Source organism: Hymenobacter properus, from assembly GCF_015694735.1.
GTDB lineage: Bacteria > Bacteroidota > Bacteroidia > Cytophagales > Hymenobacteraceae > Hymenobacter > Hymenobacter properus.
In genome coordinates this window covers 961,459-975,735 of sequence record NZ_JADQDP010000002.1, presented here as the reverse complement: position 1 = coordinate 975,735, position 14,277 = coordinate 961,459, and the positions used below count along the sequence as shown (strand labels likewise).

20 protein-coding genes are annotated in these 14,277 nt (G+C 62.3%); 5 read left to right on the top strand and 15 right to left on the bottom strand.

Annotated elements, in window-relative coordinates; genetic code table 11:
• Positions 1 to 113: 113 nt before the first annotated feature.
• The 14 genes from I2I01_RS10315 to I2I01_RS10250 form a co-directional block, all read right to left on the bottom strand.
• Positions 114 to 575, bottom strand: a complete 462-nt coding sequence (locus tag I2I01_RS10315) for a hypothetical protein (RefSeq protein WP_196286354.1) — start codon at positions 573 to 575, stop codon at positions 114 to 116.
• A 50-nt stretch (positions 576 to 625) separates the two neighbouring features.
• Entirely contained in the window at positions 626 to 1,018 is a 393-nt protein-coding gene (locus I2I01_RS10310) for a hypothetical protein (protein ID WP_196286353.1), read from the bottom strand.
• Between the two features lie 280 nt (positions 1,019 to 1,298).
• On the bottom strand, positions 1,299 to 1,658 hold the full coding sequence (locus I2I01_RS10305; protein WP_196286352.1) for a hypothetical protein: 360 nt from the start codon (positions 1,656 to 1,658) through the stop codon (positions 1,299 to 1,301).
• 134 nt (positions 1,659 to 1,792) lie between these two features.
• Positions 1,793 to 2,008 carry a hypothetical protein gene (locus I2I01_RS10300; protein ID WP_196286351.1) on the bottom strand — a complete coding sequence of 72 codons (216 nt, stop codon included), beginning with the start codon at positions 2,006 to 2,008 and terminating at the stop codon, positions 1,793 to 1,795.
• 41 nt (positions 2,009 to 2,049) lie between these two features.
• Positions 2,050 to 2,451 carry a hypothetical protein gene (locus I2I01_RS10295; RefSeq protein WP_196286350.1) on the bottom strand — a complete coding sequence of 134 codons (402 nt, stop codon included), beginning with the start codon at positions 2,449 to 2,451 and terminating at the stop codon, positions 2,050 to 2,052.
• Positions 2,444 to 4,075, bottom strand: a complete 1,632-nt coding sequence (locus I2I01_RS10290) for a DUF4153 domain-containing protein (RefSeq protein ID WP_196286349.1) — start codon at positions 4,073 to 4,075, stop codon at positions 2,444 to 2,446. Before I2I01_RS10290 ends, I2I01_RS10295 begins: the two co-directional genes overlap by 8 nt.
• Before the next feature lie 57 nt (positions 4,076 to 4,132).
• Positions 4,133 to 4,963, bottom strand: coding sequence for a ferritin-like domain-containing protein (locus I2I01_RS10285; RefSeq protein ID WP_196286348.1), 831 nt, complete (start codon positions 4,961 to 4,963; stop codon positions 4,133 to 4,135).
• An 18-nt stretch (positions 4,964 to 4,981) separates the two neighbouring features.
• Complete coding sequence (locus I2I01_RS10280) at positions 4,982 to 5,362, bottom strand: hypothetical protein (protein ID WP_196286347.1); 381 nt, start codon at positions 5,360 to 5,362, stop codon at positions 4,982 to 4,984.
• Positions 5,363 to 5,394: 32 nt separating this feature from the next.
• Complete coding sequence (locus I2I01_RS10275; RefSeq protein ID WP_196286346.1) at positions 5,395 to 5,763, bottom strand: hypothetical protein; 369 nt, start codon at positions 5,761 to 5,763, stop codon at positions 5,395 to 5,397.
• A 57-nt stretch (positions 5,764 to 5,820) separates the two neighbouring features.
• On the bottom strand, positions 5,821 to 6,201 hold the full coding sequence (locus tag I2I01_RS10270; RefSeq protein WP_196286345.1) for a hypothetical protein: 381 nt from the start codon (positions 6,199 to 6,201) through the stop codon (positions 5,821 to 5,823).
• A 44-nt stretch (positions 6,202 to 6,245) separates the two neighbouring features.
• Entirely contained in the window at positions 6,246 to 7,700 is a 1,455-nt protein-coding gene (locus I2I01_RS10265) for a B12-binding domain-containing radical SAM protein (RefSeq protein ID WP_196286344.1), read from the bottom strand.
• Positions 7,701 to 7,762: 62 nt separating this feature from the next.
• On the bottom strand, positions 7,763 to 8,425 hold the full coding sequence (locus tag I2I01_RS10260) for a hypothetical protein (RefSeq protein WP_196286343.1): 663 nt from the start codon (positions 8,423 to 8,425) through the stop codon (positions 7,763 to 7,765).
• 42 nt (positions 8,426 to 8,467) lie between these two features.
• Positions 8,468 to 8,761: a winged helix-turn-helix domain-containing protein gene (locus I2I01_RS10255; protein WP_196286342.1), complete on the bottom strand. Its 294-nt coding sequence runs from the start codon at positions 8,759 to 8,761 to the stop codon at positions 8,468 to 8,470.
• Entirely contained in the window at positions 8,758 to 9,441 is a 684-nt protein-coding gene (locus I2I01_RS10250; protein ID WP_196286341.1) for a hypothetical protein, read from the bottom strand. Before I2I01_RS10250 ends, I2I01_RS10255 begins: the two co-directional genes overlap by 4 nt.
• A gap of 76 nt (positions 9,442 to 9,517) precedes the next feature.
• Between I2I01_RS10250 and I2I01_RS10245 the strand changes: the two genes are divergently transcribed.
• The 5 genes from I2I01_RS10245 to I2I01_RS10225 all read left to right on the top strand — a co-directional run bounded on the left by I2I01_RS10245 (position 9,518) and on the right by I2I01_RS10225 (position 13,478).
• The gene (locus tag I2I01_RS10245; protein ID WP_196286340.1) at positions 9,518 to 10,069 is read left to right on the top strand and encodes a hypothetical protein; all 552 of its coding nucleotides are present in this window, start codon (positions 9,518 to 9,520) and stop codon (positions 10,067 to 10,069) included.
• A 308-nt stretch (positions 10,070 to 10,377) separates the two neighbouring features.
• Positions 10,378 to 10,872: a hypothetical protein gene (locus tag I2I01_RS10240; protein ID WP_196286339.1), complete on the top strand. Its 495-nt coding sequence runs from the start codon at positions 10,378 to 10,380 to the stop codon at positions 10,870 to 10,872.
• A 78-nt stretch (positions 10,873 to 10,950) separates the two neighbouring features.
• Positions 10,951 to 11,748: a class I SAM-dependent methyltransferase gene (locus I2I01_RS10235; protein WP_196286338.1), complete on the top strand. Its 798-nt coding sequence runs from the start codon at positions 10,951 to 10,953 to the stop codon at positions 11,746 to 11,748.
• A 140-nt stretch (positions 11,749 to 11,888) separates the two neighbouring features.
• Positions 11,889 to 12,764, top strand: coding sequence for a UbiA family prenyltransferase (locus tag I2I01_RS10230; protein WP_196286337.1), 876 nt, complete (start codon positions 11,889 to 11,891; stop codon positions 12,762 to 12,764).
• Positions 12,765 to 12,845: 81 nt separating this feature from the next.
• Positions 12,846 to 13,478: a hypothetical protein gene (locus I2I01_RS10225; protein ID WP_196286336.1), complete on the top strand. Its 633-nt coding sequence runs from the start codon at positions 12,846 to 12,848 to the stop codon at positions 13,476 to 13,478.
• A gap of 94 nt (positions 13,479 to 13,572) precedes the next feature.
• On the opposite strand, the gene I2I01_RS10220 is transcribed toward I2I01_RS10225, so the two are convergent.
• Positions 13,573 to 14,244, bottom strand: coding sequence for a DsbA family protein (locus I2I01_RS10220; protein ID WP_196286335.1), 672 nt, complete (start codon positions 14,242 to 14,244; stop codon positions 13,573 to 13,575).
• Positions 14,245 to 14,277 lie beyond the last annotated feature (33 nt).

Sequence of the window (14,277 nt, the reverse complement as noted above, 5' to 3'; positions counted from 1 at the left end):
ATGCGAAGCCGAAACTCCGCCGCGAAGAACGACAAATATACCAGCCTATGCGCCTAAGCAGGCAGGAACCGGGTGGCACAAGTACAGCAAAACTCCATTTCGTGGTACTGGCGCTAGCGGCGCTGGCGGGCAGCCAGAATGGCCTGGTGGTGCACGTTGCGCCGGGCCCGGGCCTTGTTGCGCTGCCAGCGCCAGGCCAGCTCGGCCAGGGCCAGCAAGATGATGCCCAGCCCCAGGAAGTAGCTCCAGTGCAGCATGCGAATCTGCCCCCGGGTGGGCGCTTCCAACTCCTTAAACAACAACAGGCCCCACAGCTCATCGAGCAGCGTGAGCAGCCACACCACGGCCGCAAACACCCGACCCACCCGGCCCAGCGCCAGCTGCCAGTGCAGCAGGTAGAGCGTGAGCCCCGGCAGGGCCGACAGCAGCACCAGTGGCTGCTCCTGCACCAGCGGCAAGCCCAGAAACACAATGCTGAGCGTTTCCTTCAGCACCTGAGCCGCAGCCAGGACGCGGCCCAAGCGCGAAATTTTGGGGATGGAAGGCAGCGGATGCAGGTGATGCGAGTGAGGCATAGCGCGGGCAGAAACGGAGGCCAATACGCCGCCAATATAGGCAGCCGGCGTTAGTAGCGGCGCAACATGACGCGGCTGGCCTGGCAGCGCCAAGTTAGGATGACGATGAGCAGGCCTTTGACGGAATCGAGCAGCAGGTTTTCGGGCTTGCCGAAGGCCAAATAGATGCCAATGCCGATGCCTATCCACCACACGCCCAGCACGTAGCACCAGGCCGCGTAGCCACGCTGGCGCTGCCCCACCTGCACCAGCGCCACCAAGGCCACCAGCGATACAAAGCCGAGCAACCAGCCCAGAATGTAGGTCAGGAACTTGGTTTCGGGGCCGTATTTCACGCCAAACTGCGCCAGGGTGAACGCGGGCGCGAAGAAGGCGCCCCCCGTCAGCGCCACCTCAATGAGCAAGGCGATGAGCAGCACAACCAAAAGCAGCGTACGGGCCATGAGCGAAGGCAAGCAGGAAGCCGTCACAAGCATTTCTCAGACGCGGAAAGCCCGACGGGCCGCCAAGCTAACTAACAAACTTGGATTTGTTACTATTCAGACATAGCGTCCGTTCTACCTTTTCCTTTGTAGGGGACCTGACAATGCGCATGTTCGCACTTCTGGTGCTACCACACCGGCCACCCCTTTCTTGATTATATTAAATTTCAATTCAGCAAAATTCTATTCAGCGCGATGAAATAATCGGGCCCGTTTGTCAGTCCCCACGATTCAACCAATCTCAGCCCGCGCTCAGAAACGCCGCCCGCAGGCCACTGAGCAACGACAGCAGCAACGTGACCAAGGCCACCACCAACCCCACCGCCACCGACAGGCAGCCCAACGCCAGCCGCAGCCAGCGCGGCCCGTTGTAGCTCATGGGCCAGCGCAGCAGCACGCCAATGGTTTGCAGGCCGCCCGCCAGTAGCAGGAGTGTCAGGGCTACCCAGGCCCAGAGTTTTGCTTGCGGGAAGTTTGGCCATATTTCCTGCTCGAAAAGCAAGCTGAGGCCCACTAGCCCAATGCCCGCGGCCGTGAGCCACAGCCGAGGCGGCACCTCGGGCCAGTGCGGCAGCAAGTGCCGCAGGTGGTGTTGGAACATATTTTTTTAGATGAATTAGGGTACCAGGGCGGGCCGCTGGCTCGCAGCCGGCTGTCCGCTCGCTGCGAGAACAATGCCGAGTTGGGCCAACGACGAGCGGACAGCCGGCTGCGAGCCAGCGGCCTGCCCCGGCTTTATTTCGACGACCACAACAACATGAGTTGCGTGAAGGCCAGCAACAGCAGGCCCAGCAGCACCACCGTAGCCGGCAGCACGCCGCGTATCAGGCGTTGCCAGCGCACGTCGGGCGTGGCGCCCCGCTCCTGCCAGGTGAGCAGCACGCCGAGCACGGCCACGTCGCCGATGCAGAACAGGATGCCGAGGAAAGTGAGGGCGAATTGGGGGAACATTGCTTTAGTAGTTGACTAGGTTAAAAAATTGATTTTAAAGGCTATTCGACCCACATATTCCTGCCGTCATCAAACCAGCTGAATACCATAATCAACGCCAGCATCGCATTCACTACCCACCAGCCGGCCAGTAGCAGCCTCAGTCCCACGGCCCAGCCGAAGGCCATATTTCTGGCCCAGCCAAAGCAGGTTATTTGCCGAAAAAAGGGGGCGAAGCCAATGATGGCCTTATTGTTAAATAGGTGAGCACCCAGCACGAGGACCACCGTGAGTGGTGTAATTAACCAACTGGTGCCGCAGGTGCGGCAGTCGGCGTCCTGCACCACCATTACCCAATGCCACAGTGCAATGCAGGGCAACATGCAGGCCACCGCCCAGGCCAGGCTGCGGGCCAGCCAGCGCCCCAGTCCCAAGGGCGGGACCGTATGATGGAGCTTATTCATGGGCGCGCAGTTTTTGGCCCGCCTGCCAGTGGGCCCAGGTGAGGCTCTGCCAGTCGGTGGGCGCGGCGTAGGCGGCGCGGGCGTTGGCCAGGGCCACATCGAGGCGGCGCTGGGCTTCGGCGGGGGCTACGACCTGATAGGTGCCGTATTCGGTGTCGGCGGTGAGTTGGGGCACTTGACTGAGCACGGCGCGGCGGGCTTGCAGGGTGGGCAGCACCCGGTCGGGCATGGCGAGCAGGAAGCCGATGTCGATGCTGCGGAAGCGGGCCTGCAGGTTGTACTCGGCTATCCAGACCTCCCAATTGCCAGCGGCCAGCAGCAGTAGCACCGCGTAGGCGGCCAGCGCATTGAGCCGCACGAGGCTGTAGGCCGAGCGGCGCTGCCATACTTTGAGCAGCACCGTGCCCAGCCCGAAAAATACCAGCAACAGAAAAAAGCACACCCCGATGCGCTTGTAGGCCACCCCGCAATGCAGGATGTAGTAGTAGTTCCGCAAACCCACCGACACGGCCAGCACTGCGTTCTGCACCACCCACACCGTGGCCCCGCCGCGCAGCCAGCGCAGGCCGGGCTGGTAGAAATTGAGGTTGCGCCGGAAAAACCACAGCACAATGCCCATGGCCAGCAGGATGCTGAAGATGAGCACATATGTTCCCTCGTGCACAAACTGCATCAGGTTGAAGCCCGGCGCGGGCTCGAATCCAAACCACAGCCAATGAATGTCGATGGCATTCACCACCAGCAACAGCAGGTTGACGAGGCCGAATACGGCCGCGGCGGCGTAGAACTCCTTGCGCAAATCGAGCGCCCGCATGGTTTTCAGTCGGAAATCGGGCCGCCGCACACCGAAGGAAGCCACCCGGTCGCGCTGCCGCCGGATGAACTCCCCGAAGCGCGATTCGTGGTCGGCAAAGGCATACACCGGCACCGCCACCAGCACCCCGGCCACCACCACGAAGCCCACCATAACGAACAGCAGGTGCGCCAGCGAGATGTCGGGAATCAGCCGGGCCAGCCAGCGGCCCAGCACTGCCAAGGCCCGCCCGCTCAGGCGGTCGTATACTGGGTTGGCGATGGCGAAGAGCAGGTGAAACGCGCCTAGCACCACCAGCGGCACCACCAGCAGGCGGGCGTAGAACCACCCGCGCCTTACCCCCGCCCCGCCCTGGCGCGGCGCCCGCAGCCCGCGTAGCACCCGCAACCAGGCCTGTGCCGCGCTGCTGGCAGCCGTGAGCGCCGCGTAGAGCACCAGCTTCAGGTGGGGCTGGTTTACATAGCCCAGCAGCAGCAGCACTGAAGCCCAGCAGGCCAGCGCCGCGGCGCCCGAGCCGTACACGGCCATCATGGCCCCGCTAAACAAGGTGCCGGCCATTACCAGCCAGAAGTAGGCCGAGCGCCGCACCGCCGCCACCCGCGGCAGCACTACTAGCTGCGCCACCACTATGAACACCATAAAAACCAGCATGTTTGCGCCGCCTTTTTCCAGCCAGAACAGCCAGTCGAACAGCACCATGCCTAGCGGCAGCAGAATTTTTTGCGCCTTGGTGAGGGGTGTGCGCGCCGGTTGGGCGAAGGTGGTGGGAGCCAGCGGCCATTGCGCCGCCGAATCAGCAGTAGGATTCATGCTTTTGATTTATTAAAGAACTTTGTGTTACAAAGTCAACACGCAAAAAAAGAGAGATTATAGCTGGTGTGTTTGCGGCTGCGGTGAAAGCGACGGCTGCAGTTGCGCTGCATTCAATTGCGGCGCCTGCGCCCCGGGCCGGTTCGTCCATTCCCGCGTGGCAAACTGCGCGGTGCGCAAGGCCACGGTGCCGCCCGGTTGCTGCATCTGCTCCAGCCGCCGATACTCGGCCGCAATAGCCGCGCCGAAGCGCCCCACGCCATAGCCACCGGCCCGGAATGTGCGCCAACTGGCCGTGTACACCACCAGCGCCGTGCCGGCCATCAGCCCGCGGTAGAACTGCTGCCACAGCCACTTGGGCAGCCGCCCGCGCCCGAACGACCACTGCCTAATGGCCACGCAATGGTAGGCCAGGTGCATTTCCTCGTCGTACAGAATGCGGCGGCAAATCTGCCGCAACAGCTCCGAGGTGGTCGCGTCAGCCAGCGCCCGGTAGTAGACGGCGGCCACCACCTCGGCCGTGAGAATGACGCGCACCATGTGCTCCAGGCCCAGCGGCCGCCCCAGCGTGCGGAAAACCTCATGCAGCCAATGCGTTTGCAGTTGCGGAATGCCCTGCTGGTCCATAAACCGCCCCAGCATGGCGGCGTGGCCTTCCTCTTCGGCTATGAACAGTTGCATGGCGGCCGCGTAGTCAGGCACGCTGTACTGCCGGGCCAGGTCCATGAGGTGGTCGCCGCCGGTGCCCTCGCCGCGCTGGAAGGTTTGGAGGGAGGCGCGCACGGCGCGCAGCTCGGCCGGCGTGAGCGGCTGGGTGGGCTCCCAGGGCAGCGCAGCCAGTTGGCTGCGGTTGACCTGAAAGTAGGTTTTGATGTCGGTGAACGTCATGGTTTTGTGGTTAGAGTGTTAGCCCGTAATGTTTCCCCAGCTGGCACCGCCATCCCAACCGAAGGTTAGGCCTATGGCCGCTAGTAGCAGCAACAGCATGGCTACCTGAGCCAGCGTGAGTACAGCAGCCCAGGCAGTGACCGCGGCTTCCTGCAGCCACGCACCAGGGTTGGCGGGCCATGACCAAATCCCTGGAAATGCTTTCCACCATATCGACGCGTGAGCAACGACCGCCGCACCAAGAATCACCATCCATAGCACCGCGCCGTGTTGGGAGCCATCCTCCACTATCAATAGCAAGCTCGACAGCAGTAGCCAGCCTCCCAGACAGCTCATGGCCCAGCCGATGCTTTGGGCAAGCCATTGCCCGGGGTTGGCAAAATTTTCGGGTTGTTTCATCTAAGATGGTGTGCTTTGAAAGCACTTTATTTTTAATTGAACCCTTCGTGCCCTGAAATCAAAAGGGTCAGAAGCGTGCCTATTGCTCCTGAAAGGGCCATGGCAATTTGAAAGAGGAGCAGAACAACATACCAAAGACAGCCGAGGGCTTCGAGCGCTGAAGTCTGCCTTATTGGAGAGCGTAGAAAGGTCGCCTCTCCGCTCACTGCACGCCGCCATACCAGAATATGCGCCAGCCAGAACGTGCTGACTACAAATAGGTCGGCGCCAAGACTGCGCAAGCCCCAACCGAACGAAACCGACGTCAGCCCCCACCAGCCGCCCATGCAAGCAACGGTCCAGCACACGCTACCCAGCAGCCATTGCCCCAGCGTCAGCGGCTTTGCAAAAGGGTTACGCATTGTTAGAACGTGGCAAGGCTTGTAGGTGACTGGCGCTAATCGGGCTTTAGCGGTTGGCTAATCATTCCACCCGCCACCGTTGGAACCCGAGCTGCCGGAAAGCGCCATCCATATCAGGGTTCCGAAGGCGATGCCGAGGACCGACAAAACGAAAGCCGCTGTCTGGAGCAGGAGCCATAGCCCCGCCAAGATGTTCATTGATAATACCTCCCGATTATCAGACCAGAGGCGCCACCCAACTTTAATGACGCGTTTCCACATCAGAATGCAGACAAGCACGGCCGCGCCAAACACCAGGAACATTCCATCATCACTCTTCCACCACCACATGCTACCCCAGCTGAACAGGCTGAATGCTACCCAGCAGCTAGCGGCCCAGCACGCACTGCTGAGCAGCCATTGCGGCAATGTTTCGGGTTTTTCAAAAGGACTGCGCATCAATCGTGTGTTTATTGAATTGGTAAATTCTCAGTAAGCATTTTTCACCGCTTCAGCACCGGCAGCGGCAGCAGCATCCCCGAGTCCCCTGCTGGCGGGGCCGCTGCGGGTGCCTGGCCCCTCCCCTCTTTGCCACGCACCTTGCTCAAAATGGCTTCCAGCAGCGGGCGCATCGAGTCGAGCTGGCGCGACTTTATCATGAAATTCCAGAGGGGCTCGAATTTTTTCCAGCCGCCGGCGTAGGCGAAGTGCTTGAGCTGGTGGCGCAGGGTGTCGTGCACCAGGCTGGCCTTGGCGATGTTGGTCCAGGAATAGAAGTCGCGGTAGGCGCCGTCGTAGCCTTCCTTGAGCTGGCGGGCCGTCAGATAGGGGCCGGGCTGGCACACCACGGTGCGGGTGTCGTACTCGTTCCAGCGGCGGTGCAGCAGGCGGCCCTCGGCTTCCATGCGCTGAAATAGGGCCGTGCCGGGGTAGGGCGTGGCAATGTGGAAGGTGGCCGTGGTGATGCCCTGGCCCACGGCCCAGTCCACGGTGCGCCGGAACACGTCGGGCCGGTCGTCGTCGAGCCCGAACACGAAGCTGCCGTTCACCATGATGCCCAAATCGTGCAGGCGCTGCATGGCGGCAGCGTAGTCGCGGCCCAGGTTCTGGGGCTTGTTGCTGAACTTCAGATTAACCGGGCTCAGCGTTTCAAACCCCACAAACAAGCTGCGCAAGCCCGCCTGCGCCGCTTTTTCCAGCAGCCCGTTGTCGCGCAGAATGCTATCCACCGTGGCCGCGCCCTGGAACAGCCGCCCCATGCCGCGCATGCCCTCAAACAGCCCCGCCGCGAAGCGCGTGTGCCCCAGCAAATGGTCGTCGAGAAAGTACAGGTGCCGGCCGGGCAGGCGGTCAATTTCGGCCAGCGCATCGTCCACGGTCTGGGTGTAAAACCCTTTGCCGCCTTCAAAAAATGCGTCTTTGTAGCAGAAGTCGCAGTGGTGCGGGCAGCCGCGCGTCACCACAATGGAGTTGGGCACGAGGTAGCGCTCCCGCTTGATGAGGTCGCGCCGAATGGGCGGCACGCCCACCAGCGTACGCCCGGCCTTGGAAGCGTAGCGCGGTAGCGCCCGCCCGGCCTGCCAGTCCTTCAGGAATTGCGGAAAAATCTCCTCGCCTGGGCCCAGAAAAATGCTGTCGGCGTGGGGAGCGGCTTCCTCGGGCAGGCTGGTCACGTGCAGGCCGCCCAGGCACACGTAGGCACCGCGGGCGCGGTAGTGGTCGGCCAGCTCGTAGGCGCGGTAGGCGTTGGTGATGTACACCTGAATGATGACGAGGTCGGGCGCGTCGTTCACATTCAGGGTTTCGACGTGCTCATCCTGCATGTCGGCCTCCCAGTGCGCAGGCAGGTAGGCCGCCAGCGTGGCCAGCCCCAGCGGCGGAAACAGTGAGTACTTGATGGGCCGCCAGTACGGGCTGGTGGCTTCGGTGAGGGCCGGGAGGATGAGCTTTACTTTCATTTTAAAGAACTTTGTGTTTCAAAGTTTATGGACAAAAAAAGAGAGCTGCTAAGGAATGGGGACTAATAATTGGCCATAGTCATAGCTCCTGCCGGCGCAGTTGCTTTAGCATATGCAACAAAGGGCTTTGCCTGCGGGTAAGCCACCCGAATTAAGCCGTCGTTGAGCTTGCAGTGCAAGCGGCCGAAGTTGAAGCGCGTGTAAGAACGGCGGGCCAAAGGCTGGAAAAAGTAGTTATCGTAAAACACCACCGTGCCCGGCGCCTGGCGGATGTACAGCAAGTCGAAGGCGTAGTAAAGGCCCCAATCGGTGCGGCGGGCGATGTAGAAAGGGCCCGCCGCGGCTTGATGCCGAAACGTGATGCCTGGCTTTTGCAGGCGCAGGGCCTGTTGCACTTCGGGGTGGCGCAGCAAGGGCTGGGCATCGAAGCGTAAAGTGTCGCCGCGGCCGCCGCAGTAGTGGCCCAGCAGCTCAGCCGCCTGTGGGTACACCACCCGGCCGCCCAGCTGCAAAGCGCCGTAGAGCAGCCGCAGCCCAAATTGGTCGAGGCGGGTAGAGCGGCCCGCCAGAGCCCGGCTTTCCACGCCGTTCAGCACGCGCTGCGTCAGGCCGAAGTCGCCCACGGTGTACAATACGCCCGCCCCGGCCAGCACGGCCGCTGCACCAGCCGCCGCCCAGCGGAACCGGCGGCCCAAGCGTTTTGCAGGTTGAATGGGCAGTGGCATCGGAGCAGAAAATATTGATTGCGTAATCGGTTGCCGGCTTTCTTACCCTCGCAGCAGCTTCTCCAAGGTTTCGAGGTGCTGCTGAAAGGCCACTTTGCCGGCGGCGGTGGCGGCGTAGGTGGTGTTGGGCTTTTTGCCCACAAATTGCTTGCTCACCAGCACGTATTCGGCTTTTTCGAGGGCGGCCACGTGGCTGGCCAGGTTGCCGTCGGTGAGGTCGAGGGCTTCTTTGAGGTCGTTGAAACTTACGGATTCGTTGGCCATCAGCACGGCCATCACGCCCAGCCGCACGCGGTGGTCGAAAGCCTTGTTGAGGGTGTGGATGAGGTGCTTCACGCAGAGACAGCGGGTTTGGCGGCCGCGCCCGGCCGCTCGTAGCGGTTATACATCACCAGGCCATAACCGATGTGGCCCAGCCCGAAACCCAGCGCAAAGAAAAGCAGTCCGTACTCCGGCAGCAGCATGCACACCAACCCGAGGCCAATTTGCGTGACGCCCAGCCACCGAATTTCGTCTAGCGTGTACTTGCTGGCGTTGAGCAAAGCGAGGCCGTAAAACAGCAGCAGGCCCGGCATTACCATGGCCACGTCGGGGCCCAGGTACAGGCGCAGGCAAAACAAGCCGCCTGCCACCAGCGGAATGGCCAGCGCCAGCGCCAGCCGCCGGCCGGGGGCGCTCCAGAGCTTCTGGCCGCCGCTGTGGGTGCGGCGCCGCGTGAAATAAAAAGCCACCAACACGGCCAGCGCAATCAGGCCGCCGGTCAGGAAAAGCAGGCTGGGCAGCTCCCGCATTCGCATTTCCGGCGTGGAGTGCAGCAGCCGAGCGTAACCACCCGATACCGAGGTATCCTGGAAAGCGCTTTCCAGCAGCCGCATGCTGAAGGCCGTGCCCAGCAGCGCCACCACGCCCGCCCCCACCCCGCTCAGGCCCGAGAGCGACAAAAAGCGCGAGCTGCGCTCCATAATGGCGCGGATTTCGGTGAGCTGGGCTAAGGGGTCGGGGTTGGCGGGCTTCATAAGTATCGAAGTGCTTTGTGTTGCAAAGTTACTGTGGTTATTAACTTGCGCAAGTCCCCTGCAAAATTATTTGCCCATGCCCTCCCCCGCCGCTCAGCCGCCACAGTTGTCGCGGCTGCTTTGGTGGCACTACCGCTGGCACTTGGTGGTGGGTCTCGCTATTTGGACGGGTGTAGTAGCGGCCTTTGTGCTCGCCAAGTACTTGCAGGACAGAAGCATAATATTGCACGAACCTTTTTACGCCCACAATCAGGCCGAGTCCCTGCTTCATGCCGCAAGCAGCAATGCCGAGTTGGGCTTTATGCTGCTGGTCACCGGTTTTGTTCCGGCGGCCATTGGGGGCCTTATCCGGTTTCCTGCCATGGAGTTTCTGGGCCGCCGGGCCCGGTCGCGAAACGAGTTGATTTGGAAGTCGCTGCTGGTTTTTGCGGCGCTGGTTTTCATTGCGACGCTTGTTCCCTGGCCTATTGCCTACAATCGATTCAGCGCCGAAATGGTGGGCCGGCAGTTGCGGGTATTATCCCTCATCAGCTTGCCTTGGCTGTTGAGCAGTGGCCTGGCCTCGCACAAGCTGGCCCGCAGGCTGGGCCTGTCAGGGCGGAGCACGCCCCCGGCGGTGGGCAATTAACTGCCCCTTGGGCCGTTATCAGACCATCAACTTCAGGTACTTACTCCCAGAATTGGAAGTCAGGAATTGTATTTACTGCACACTACAATTGCTGTTTTAATAACTATTTAATTTTCAAGCCAATACACCAATAGCTCCGAAGGTCGGAAACATCCCAAAAAGGGGTTGATTTTTCCCAAAAATATAATTACCACCATTACAAACCGCTCATTTACAGCCATTCGTAGGTCCTGCCGTTAGCAAATAGCTTGGTGATTTGTGCACGCTTTTTGCTACTGGCCATTTGCTACTCGCTCCACACGCTTTCTATGAAAATGAATTACCCTACCACAGCTCTTTCGGCTCGCCCATCTGCCCTGGCGAGCACGCTCTACATCTGGCTGTTTACCAACGTGGGGGGCACCGCGCAGCTTGTGGCCAGCTTCGGCCTCGACGAGCCCGCCGACCTGAAAGTGCCGCTGCTCATTGGCTTGGTGGCGGCGTTGTTTTCGTTGGCGGCAGTGCCCTTGGCGGTACCCGTTTTTGCGCTGGCCCAGCGGGCGTGCACGAGTTGGCGGTGCCGCTTCACGGCCCTGGCGGGCGTGCTACTGGCCTACGCCATAGCCAACGCGTTGCTGCTGTACGCGCTGCCACTGGGCCCGCCCGCAAGCTTGCTGGGCCTGACGTGGCCGTACCTGGCCGCCGCGTTGCTCGCCGTGGCGTGGCTATACCGGCCCCGCCCGGCCATTGGGCGGCTGAACCGTCCGGCGCCCCTGCTCAGCGCGTGGCAGCACCGCGCCTCCAAGGCCACCCCGGCTTATTGAGCCCGCTACCTTAGCCCGTGGCGCTAGCCTTTGCGGGCAAAAGCGGCCGGCTGGGCCGTTTGTGCGTACAGGGAGGCCATGCGCCTTCGCCTGCGGTTGTTTGAGTTTGAGGATTTGCCGTGGTTTCCGGCCATCATTCGGGCCGGGATGATGGACTACCTGCGCTTCATGATTTCGGGGCTGGGCACCTACCGACCCATTGCGCCGCTGCTGGCCGAAGGCCTGGCCCGCACCGGCCAAACCCGCGTGCTGGAGCTGGGCGCCGGCGCGGGCGGCGGCACCGAAACCGTGCTGGCGGCCCTGCAGGCCCACGGCCAGCCCCGCGCCACCATCACCCTCACCGACCTCTACCCCCAGCCCGCCGCCTGGGCCGACATTGCCCGGCGCACGCACGGCGCCATCGGCTTCGAGCCGGCGGCCGTGAATGCCTTGGCCGTGCCCGCACAGTTAGCCGGCTTCCGCGCCATCTTTTCAGCCTTCCACCACTTCCCGCCCGAGGCGGCCACGGCCATGCTGCGCGATGCCGTACAAGCCGGCACCGGCATTGGCGTATTTGAGGGCGCGGGCAAGCACTGGGTTGAACTGTTGCTGGCCTGGACGGTGCTGCCGGTGGCCCAGCTGCTGCTTACGCCGTTTTTCCGGCCATTCCGGCTTAGCCGGCTCGTTTTCACTTATTTGATTCCGCTCATTCCGCTCTGCACCATCTGGGACGGCACGGTGTCGGTGCTGCGCATGTATCCGGTGGATGAGCTGCTGAAGCTGGCCCACGCGGCCGACCCGGAGGGGCATTTTGCCTGGCAAGCTGGCAAAAAGCGGCACTGGTGGGGCCCGGAGGTGACGTATCTGGTGGGCTGGCCCGCGGCTGACAACCTATAAGGGGCGTCATGCTGAGCTTGCCGAAGCATCTCTACCGCTCAAGTAATTCTCTCTATTGAATTAGTATTGCGGTAGAGATGCTTCGGCAAGCTCAGCATGACGTTTTTCTATCTCGACACAATTTCATTTCCAAACCGCAATTGGCTCTCGCCCACTATAAAAAGGCCCTGCCGCTGCTGCGCATTCCGTTTTCGGTGTACCTCATGCCAGTGTTCTGGTTTGGGCTGAGCGCCTTGCGCGGGCCCTGGAGCGGGTGGCGGGCGCTAGGCGTGTTTGTGGTGCTGCACCTGCTGGCTTACCCGGCATCCAACGGCTACAACTCCTACTACGACCGGGACGAGGGCAGCATCGGGGGCCTGAAGGCGCCGCCTAAAGTGACGCCGGAGCTGCTGCACCTGGTGTGGCTGTTCGATGTGCTGGCCGTGGCGGGCGCGGCGCTGCTGTCGTGGCCGTTTGCGGCGCTGGTGCTGGTGTATCTGCTGGTGTCGAAGGCGTACAGCTACGAGGGCATTCGACTAAAAAAATACCCGCTGCTCAGCACGCTGGTGGTGGTGGTTTTCCAGGGCGCATTCACTTTATTGATGACGCAGGTGGGCGTGGGTGCCACTGCGGCGCAGCTTTTTGAGAAAACCAACCTGCTGCTGGCGCTGGTGAGCACGCTGTTTTTGTGCGGCTCCTATCCCCTTACGCAGGTGTACCAGCACGAGGAAGACGCTCGGCGCGGCGACCGCACGCTGAGCCTGCGGCTGGGCATTCGGGGCACTTTTGTGTTTGCGGCGGTGGGCCTGCTGGCGGGGGCAGCGGCCCTGGGGCTGGCCTACTGGCTGCGGCAGGAAGTGCGGCCCCTGCTGATATTTCTGGTGGCCACGGGGCCGGTGGTGGCCCTGTTCAGCCGCTGGGCCTGGGCAGTGTGGCACGACGAAACGGCTGCTGATTTCGAGCACACCATGCGCATGAACCAGGTTTCCTCGTTGTGCCTGAGCGCGGCCTTCATCGTCATGCTGCTGTGGCGGTAGCAGGCGGCCAATGGCCCAGGCAACTTAGGGCACCCTGGGTAGCGTATTACCTGAACATTATTCAACCAACCTGCTTTCGCTATGCGCTTCGCCTGGCTCCTGCTGCTGCCGCTGCTGGCGGCCTGTAACTCCACCCCCTCGGCAGATGGCACGGGCGCCGCAGCCGACGTTTCCGAGCAGGGCGCCTCGGCCGATACCGCCGCCCTCCCCGCCCCCGATACCTCTGCCACCAAAGCCGTTTCGGCCGGGCATGACACGCTGCGCGTGGTGCGGCAGAAGCACAATTTCAGCAACCCCAAGGGCCCGGCCGACTTGTTCAAGCTGGTGTTTCGGGGGCCGTCGTTTCTTGAGGGCACGGGCGAGTTCACCATCACCAACCCAGCCGGCCAGGTCATTTTCCGGGAAGTGCTGACCGAGCCCGACCTCGAAGCCGCGCTGGTGTATGAGATGAACAGCCCTACCGCCAGCCACAACGAGCGCGAAGCCTTCGTGCGACGCCGCATCGACCGGTTTTTCGCGCCCTCGCAGTTTCACACGCCTGCCATCGCCCCCGACGCGGAGTTTCCGGTCGATTTGGTGAACCTCGAACGCGCCACCTGGGACGACCTGCAGCACCGCCCCGACGCCATTGGCTTCGACTACCTGAAAGGCAAGGAAGACCGGCAGCGCATCGCCTGGTCGGGACTCACCAAGCAGGTGGTGCGGGTGCAGTAGAGCCGCTTGGCACGAGTACGCCGAAGCTGTGCTTCGGCTTGAGTTGAACAATAGACGTTCTTGTAGAACGAAGCACAGCTTCGGGGGCCTCGTTCTAGCGGCCCGCTTCCTCGCGCAGCAGTTGCTCCAGCCCGGCGCTCATTTGCTCGTAGGGCTGAAAGCCACGGGCCAGCACGTAGCCTTGTTCGCCAATGCGCACTACGACCGTGGGAAAACCCTCGACGCCAATGCGGGCCACGGCGGCAAACTCCTGCTGGGCGGCCCGGGCCGATTCGGGCGCGGCCCAGCGGCGCTGAAACTCCACCACATCGACCTCAAACGGCGCCAGCAAGGCGTTGTAGGTAGAGGGGTTGTTCAAGTCCTGGCCGTCGCGAAACAGGGCCGCCTGCACGGCGTGGGCAAAGGCCACGGTGCGGGCAGGGTCTTGTGTGAGCTGGCGGAAGGTGGCAATGGCCCGGCACGGCGGCTCCGAGTCGTAGACGTACTCGCCGGCCGCGCCCAAGGCTTTGAAAGCCTCGCCGAACTGCACGCCGGTTACTTCCTCCACCTCATGGAGGCTGGTGCGCAGGCCCTCCCAGCTGTCGGCAATCGGGCCCACGTCCTCGCCCTTCACCATGCCACCGCACAGCACCGACACGTCGAGCCGGCCCGCAAACTCCTGCTGCAGGCGGCTGATGACCGGGCTCGTGCCGTAGCACCAGCCGCAAAGTGGGTCCTGGATGTAGAGCAGTTCGGGCAGGTTGGCGGGCGTGGTTTCGGGAGTCATGCGGCAAAATAACCGCTCAATGAGCGAGCTGGG

Excerpts from the sequence above, each read along its gene's own strand:
- I2I01_RS10305 (WP_196286352.1), bottom strand. The coding sequence starts at position 1,658 with ATGTTCCAACACCACCTGCGGCACTTGCTGCCGCACTGGCCCGAGGTG.
- I2I01_RS10260 (WP_196286343.1), bottom strand. The coding sequence starts at position 8,425 with ATGCCACTGCCCATTCAACCTGCAAAACGCTTGGGCCGCCGGTTCCGC.
- I2I01_RS10245 (WP_196286340.1), top strand. The coding sequence starts at position 9,518 with ATGCCCTCCCCCGCCGCTCAGCCGCCACAGTTGTCGCGGCTGCTTTGG.
- I2I01_RS10295 (WP_196286350.1), bottom strand. The coding sequence starts at position 2,451 with ATGAATAAGCTCCATCATACGGTCCCGCCCTTGGGACTGGGGCGCTGG.
- I2I01_RS10270 (WP_196286345.1), bottom strand. The coding sequence starts at position 6,201 with ATGCGCAGTCCTTTTGAAAAACCCGAAACATTGCCGCAATGGCTGCTC.
- I2I01_RS10220 (WP_196286335.1), bottom strand. The coding sequence starts at position 14,244 with ATGACTCCCGAAACCACGCCCGCCAACCTGCCCGAACTGCTCTACATC.
- I2I01_RS10310 (WP_196286353.1), bottom strand. The coding sequence starts at position 1,018 with ATGGCCCGTACGCTGCTTTTGGTTGTGCTGCTCATCGCCTTGCTCATT.
- I2I01_RS10285 (WP_196286348.1), bottom strand. The coding sequence starts at position 4,963 with ATGACGTTCACCGACATCAAAACCTACTTTCAGGTCAACCGCAGCCAA.
- I2I01_RS10240 (WP_196286339.1), top strand. The coding sequence starts at position 10,378 with ATGAAAATGAATTACCCTACCACAGCTCTTTCGGCTCGCCCATCTGCC.
- I2I01_RS10225 (WP_196286336.1), top strand. The coding sequence starts at position 12,846 with ATGCGCTTCGCCTGGCTCCTGCTGCTGCCGCTGCTGGCGGCCTGTAAC.
- I2I01_RS10265 (WP_196286344.1), bottom strand. The coding sequence starts at position 7,700 with ATGAAAGTAAAGCTCATCCTCCCGGCCCTCACCGAAGCCACCAGCCCG.
- I2I01_RS10315 (WP_196286354.1), bottom strand. The coding sequence starts at position 575 with ATGCCTCACTCGCATCACCTGCATCCGCTGCCTTCCATCCCCAAAATT.
- I2I01_RS10250 (WP_196286341.1), bottom strand. The coding sequence starts at position 9,441 with ATGAAGCCCGCCAACCCCGACCCCTTAGCCCAGCTCACCGAAATCCGC.
- I2I01_RS10275 (WP_196286346.1), bottom strand. The coding sequence starts at position 5,763 with ATGCGTAACCCTTTTGCAAAGCCGCTGACGCTGGGGCAATGGCTGCTG.
- I2I01_RS10300 (WP_196286351.1), bottom strand. The coding sequence starts at position 2,008 with ATGTTCCCCCAATTCGCCCTCACTTTCCTCGGCATCCTGTTCTGCATC.
- I2I01_RS10280 (WP_196286347.1), bottom strand. The coding sequence starts at position 5,362 with ATGAAACAACCCGAAAATTTTGCCAACCCCGGGCAATGGCTTGCCCAA.
- I2I01_RS10235 (WP_196286338.1), top strand. The coding sequence starts at position 10,951 with ATGCGCCTTCGCCTGCGGTTGTTTGAGTTTGAGGATTTGCCGTGGTTT.
- I2I01_RS10290 (WP_196286349.1), bottom strand. The coding sequence starts at position 4,075 with ATGAATCCTACTGCTGATTCGGCGGCGCAATGGCCGCTGGCTCCCACC.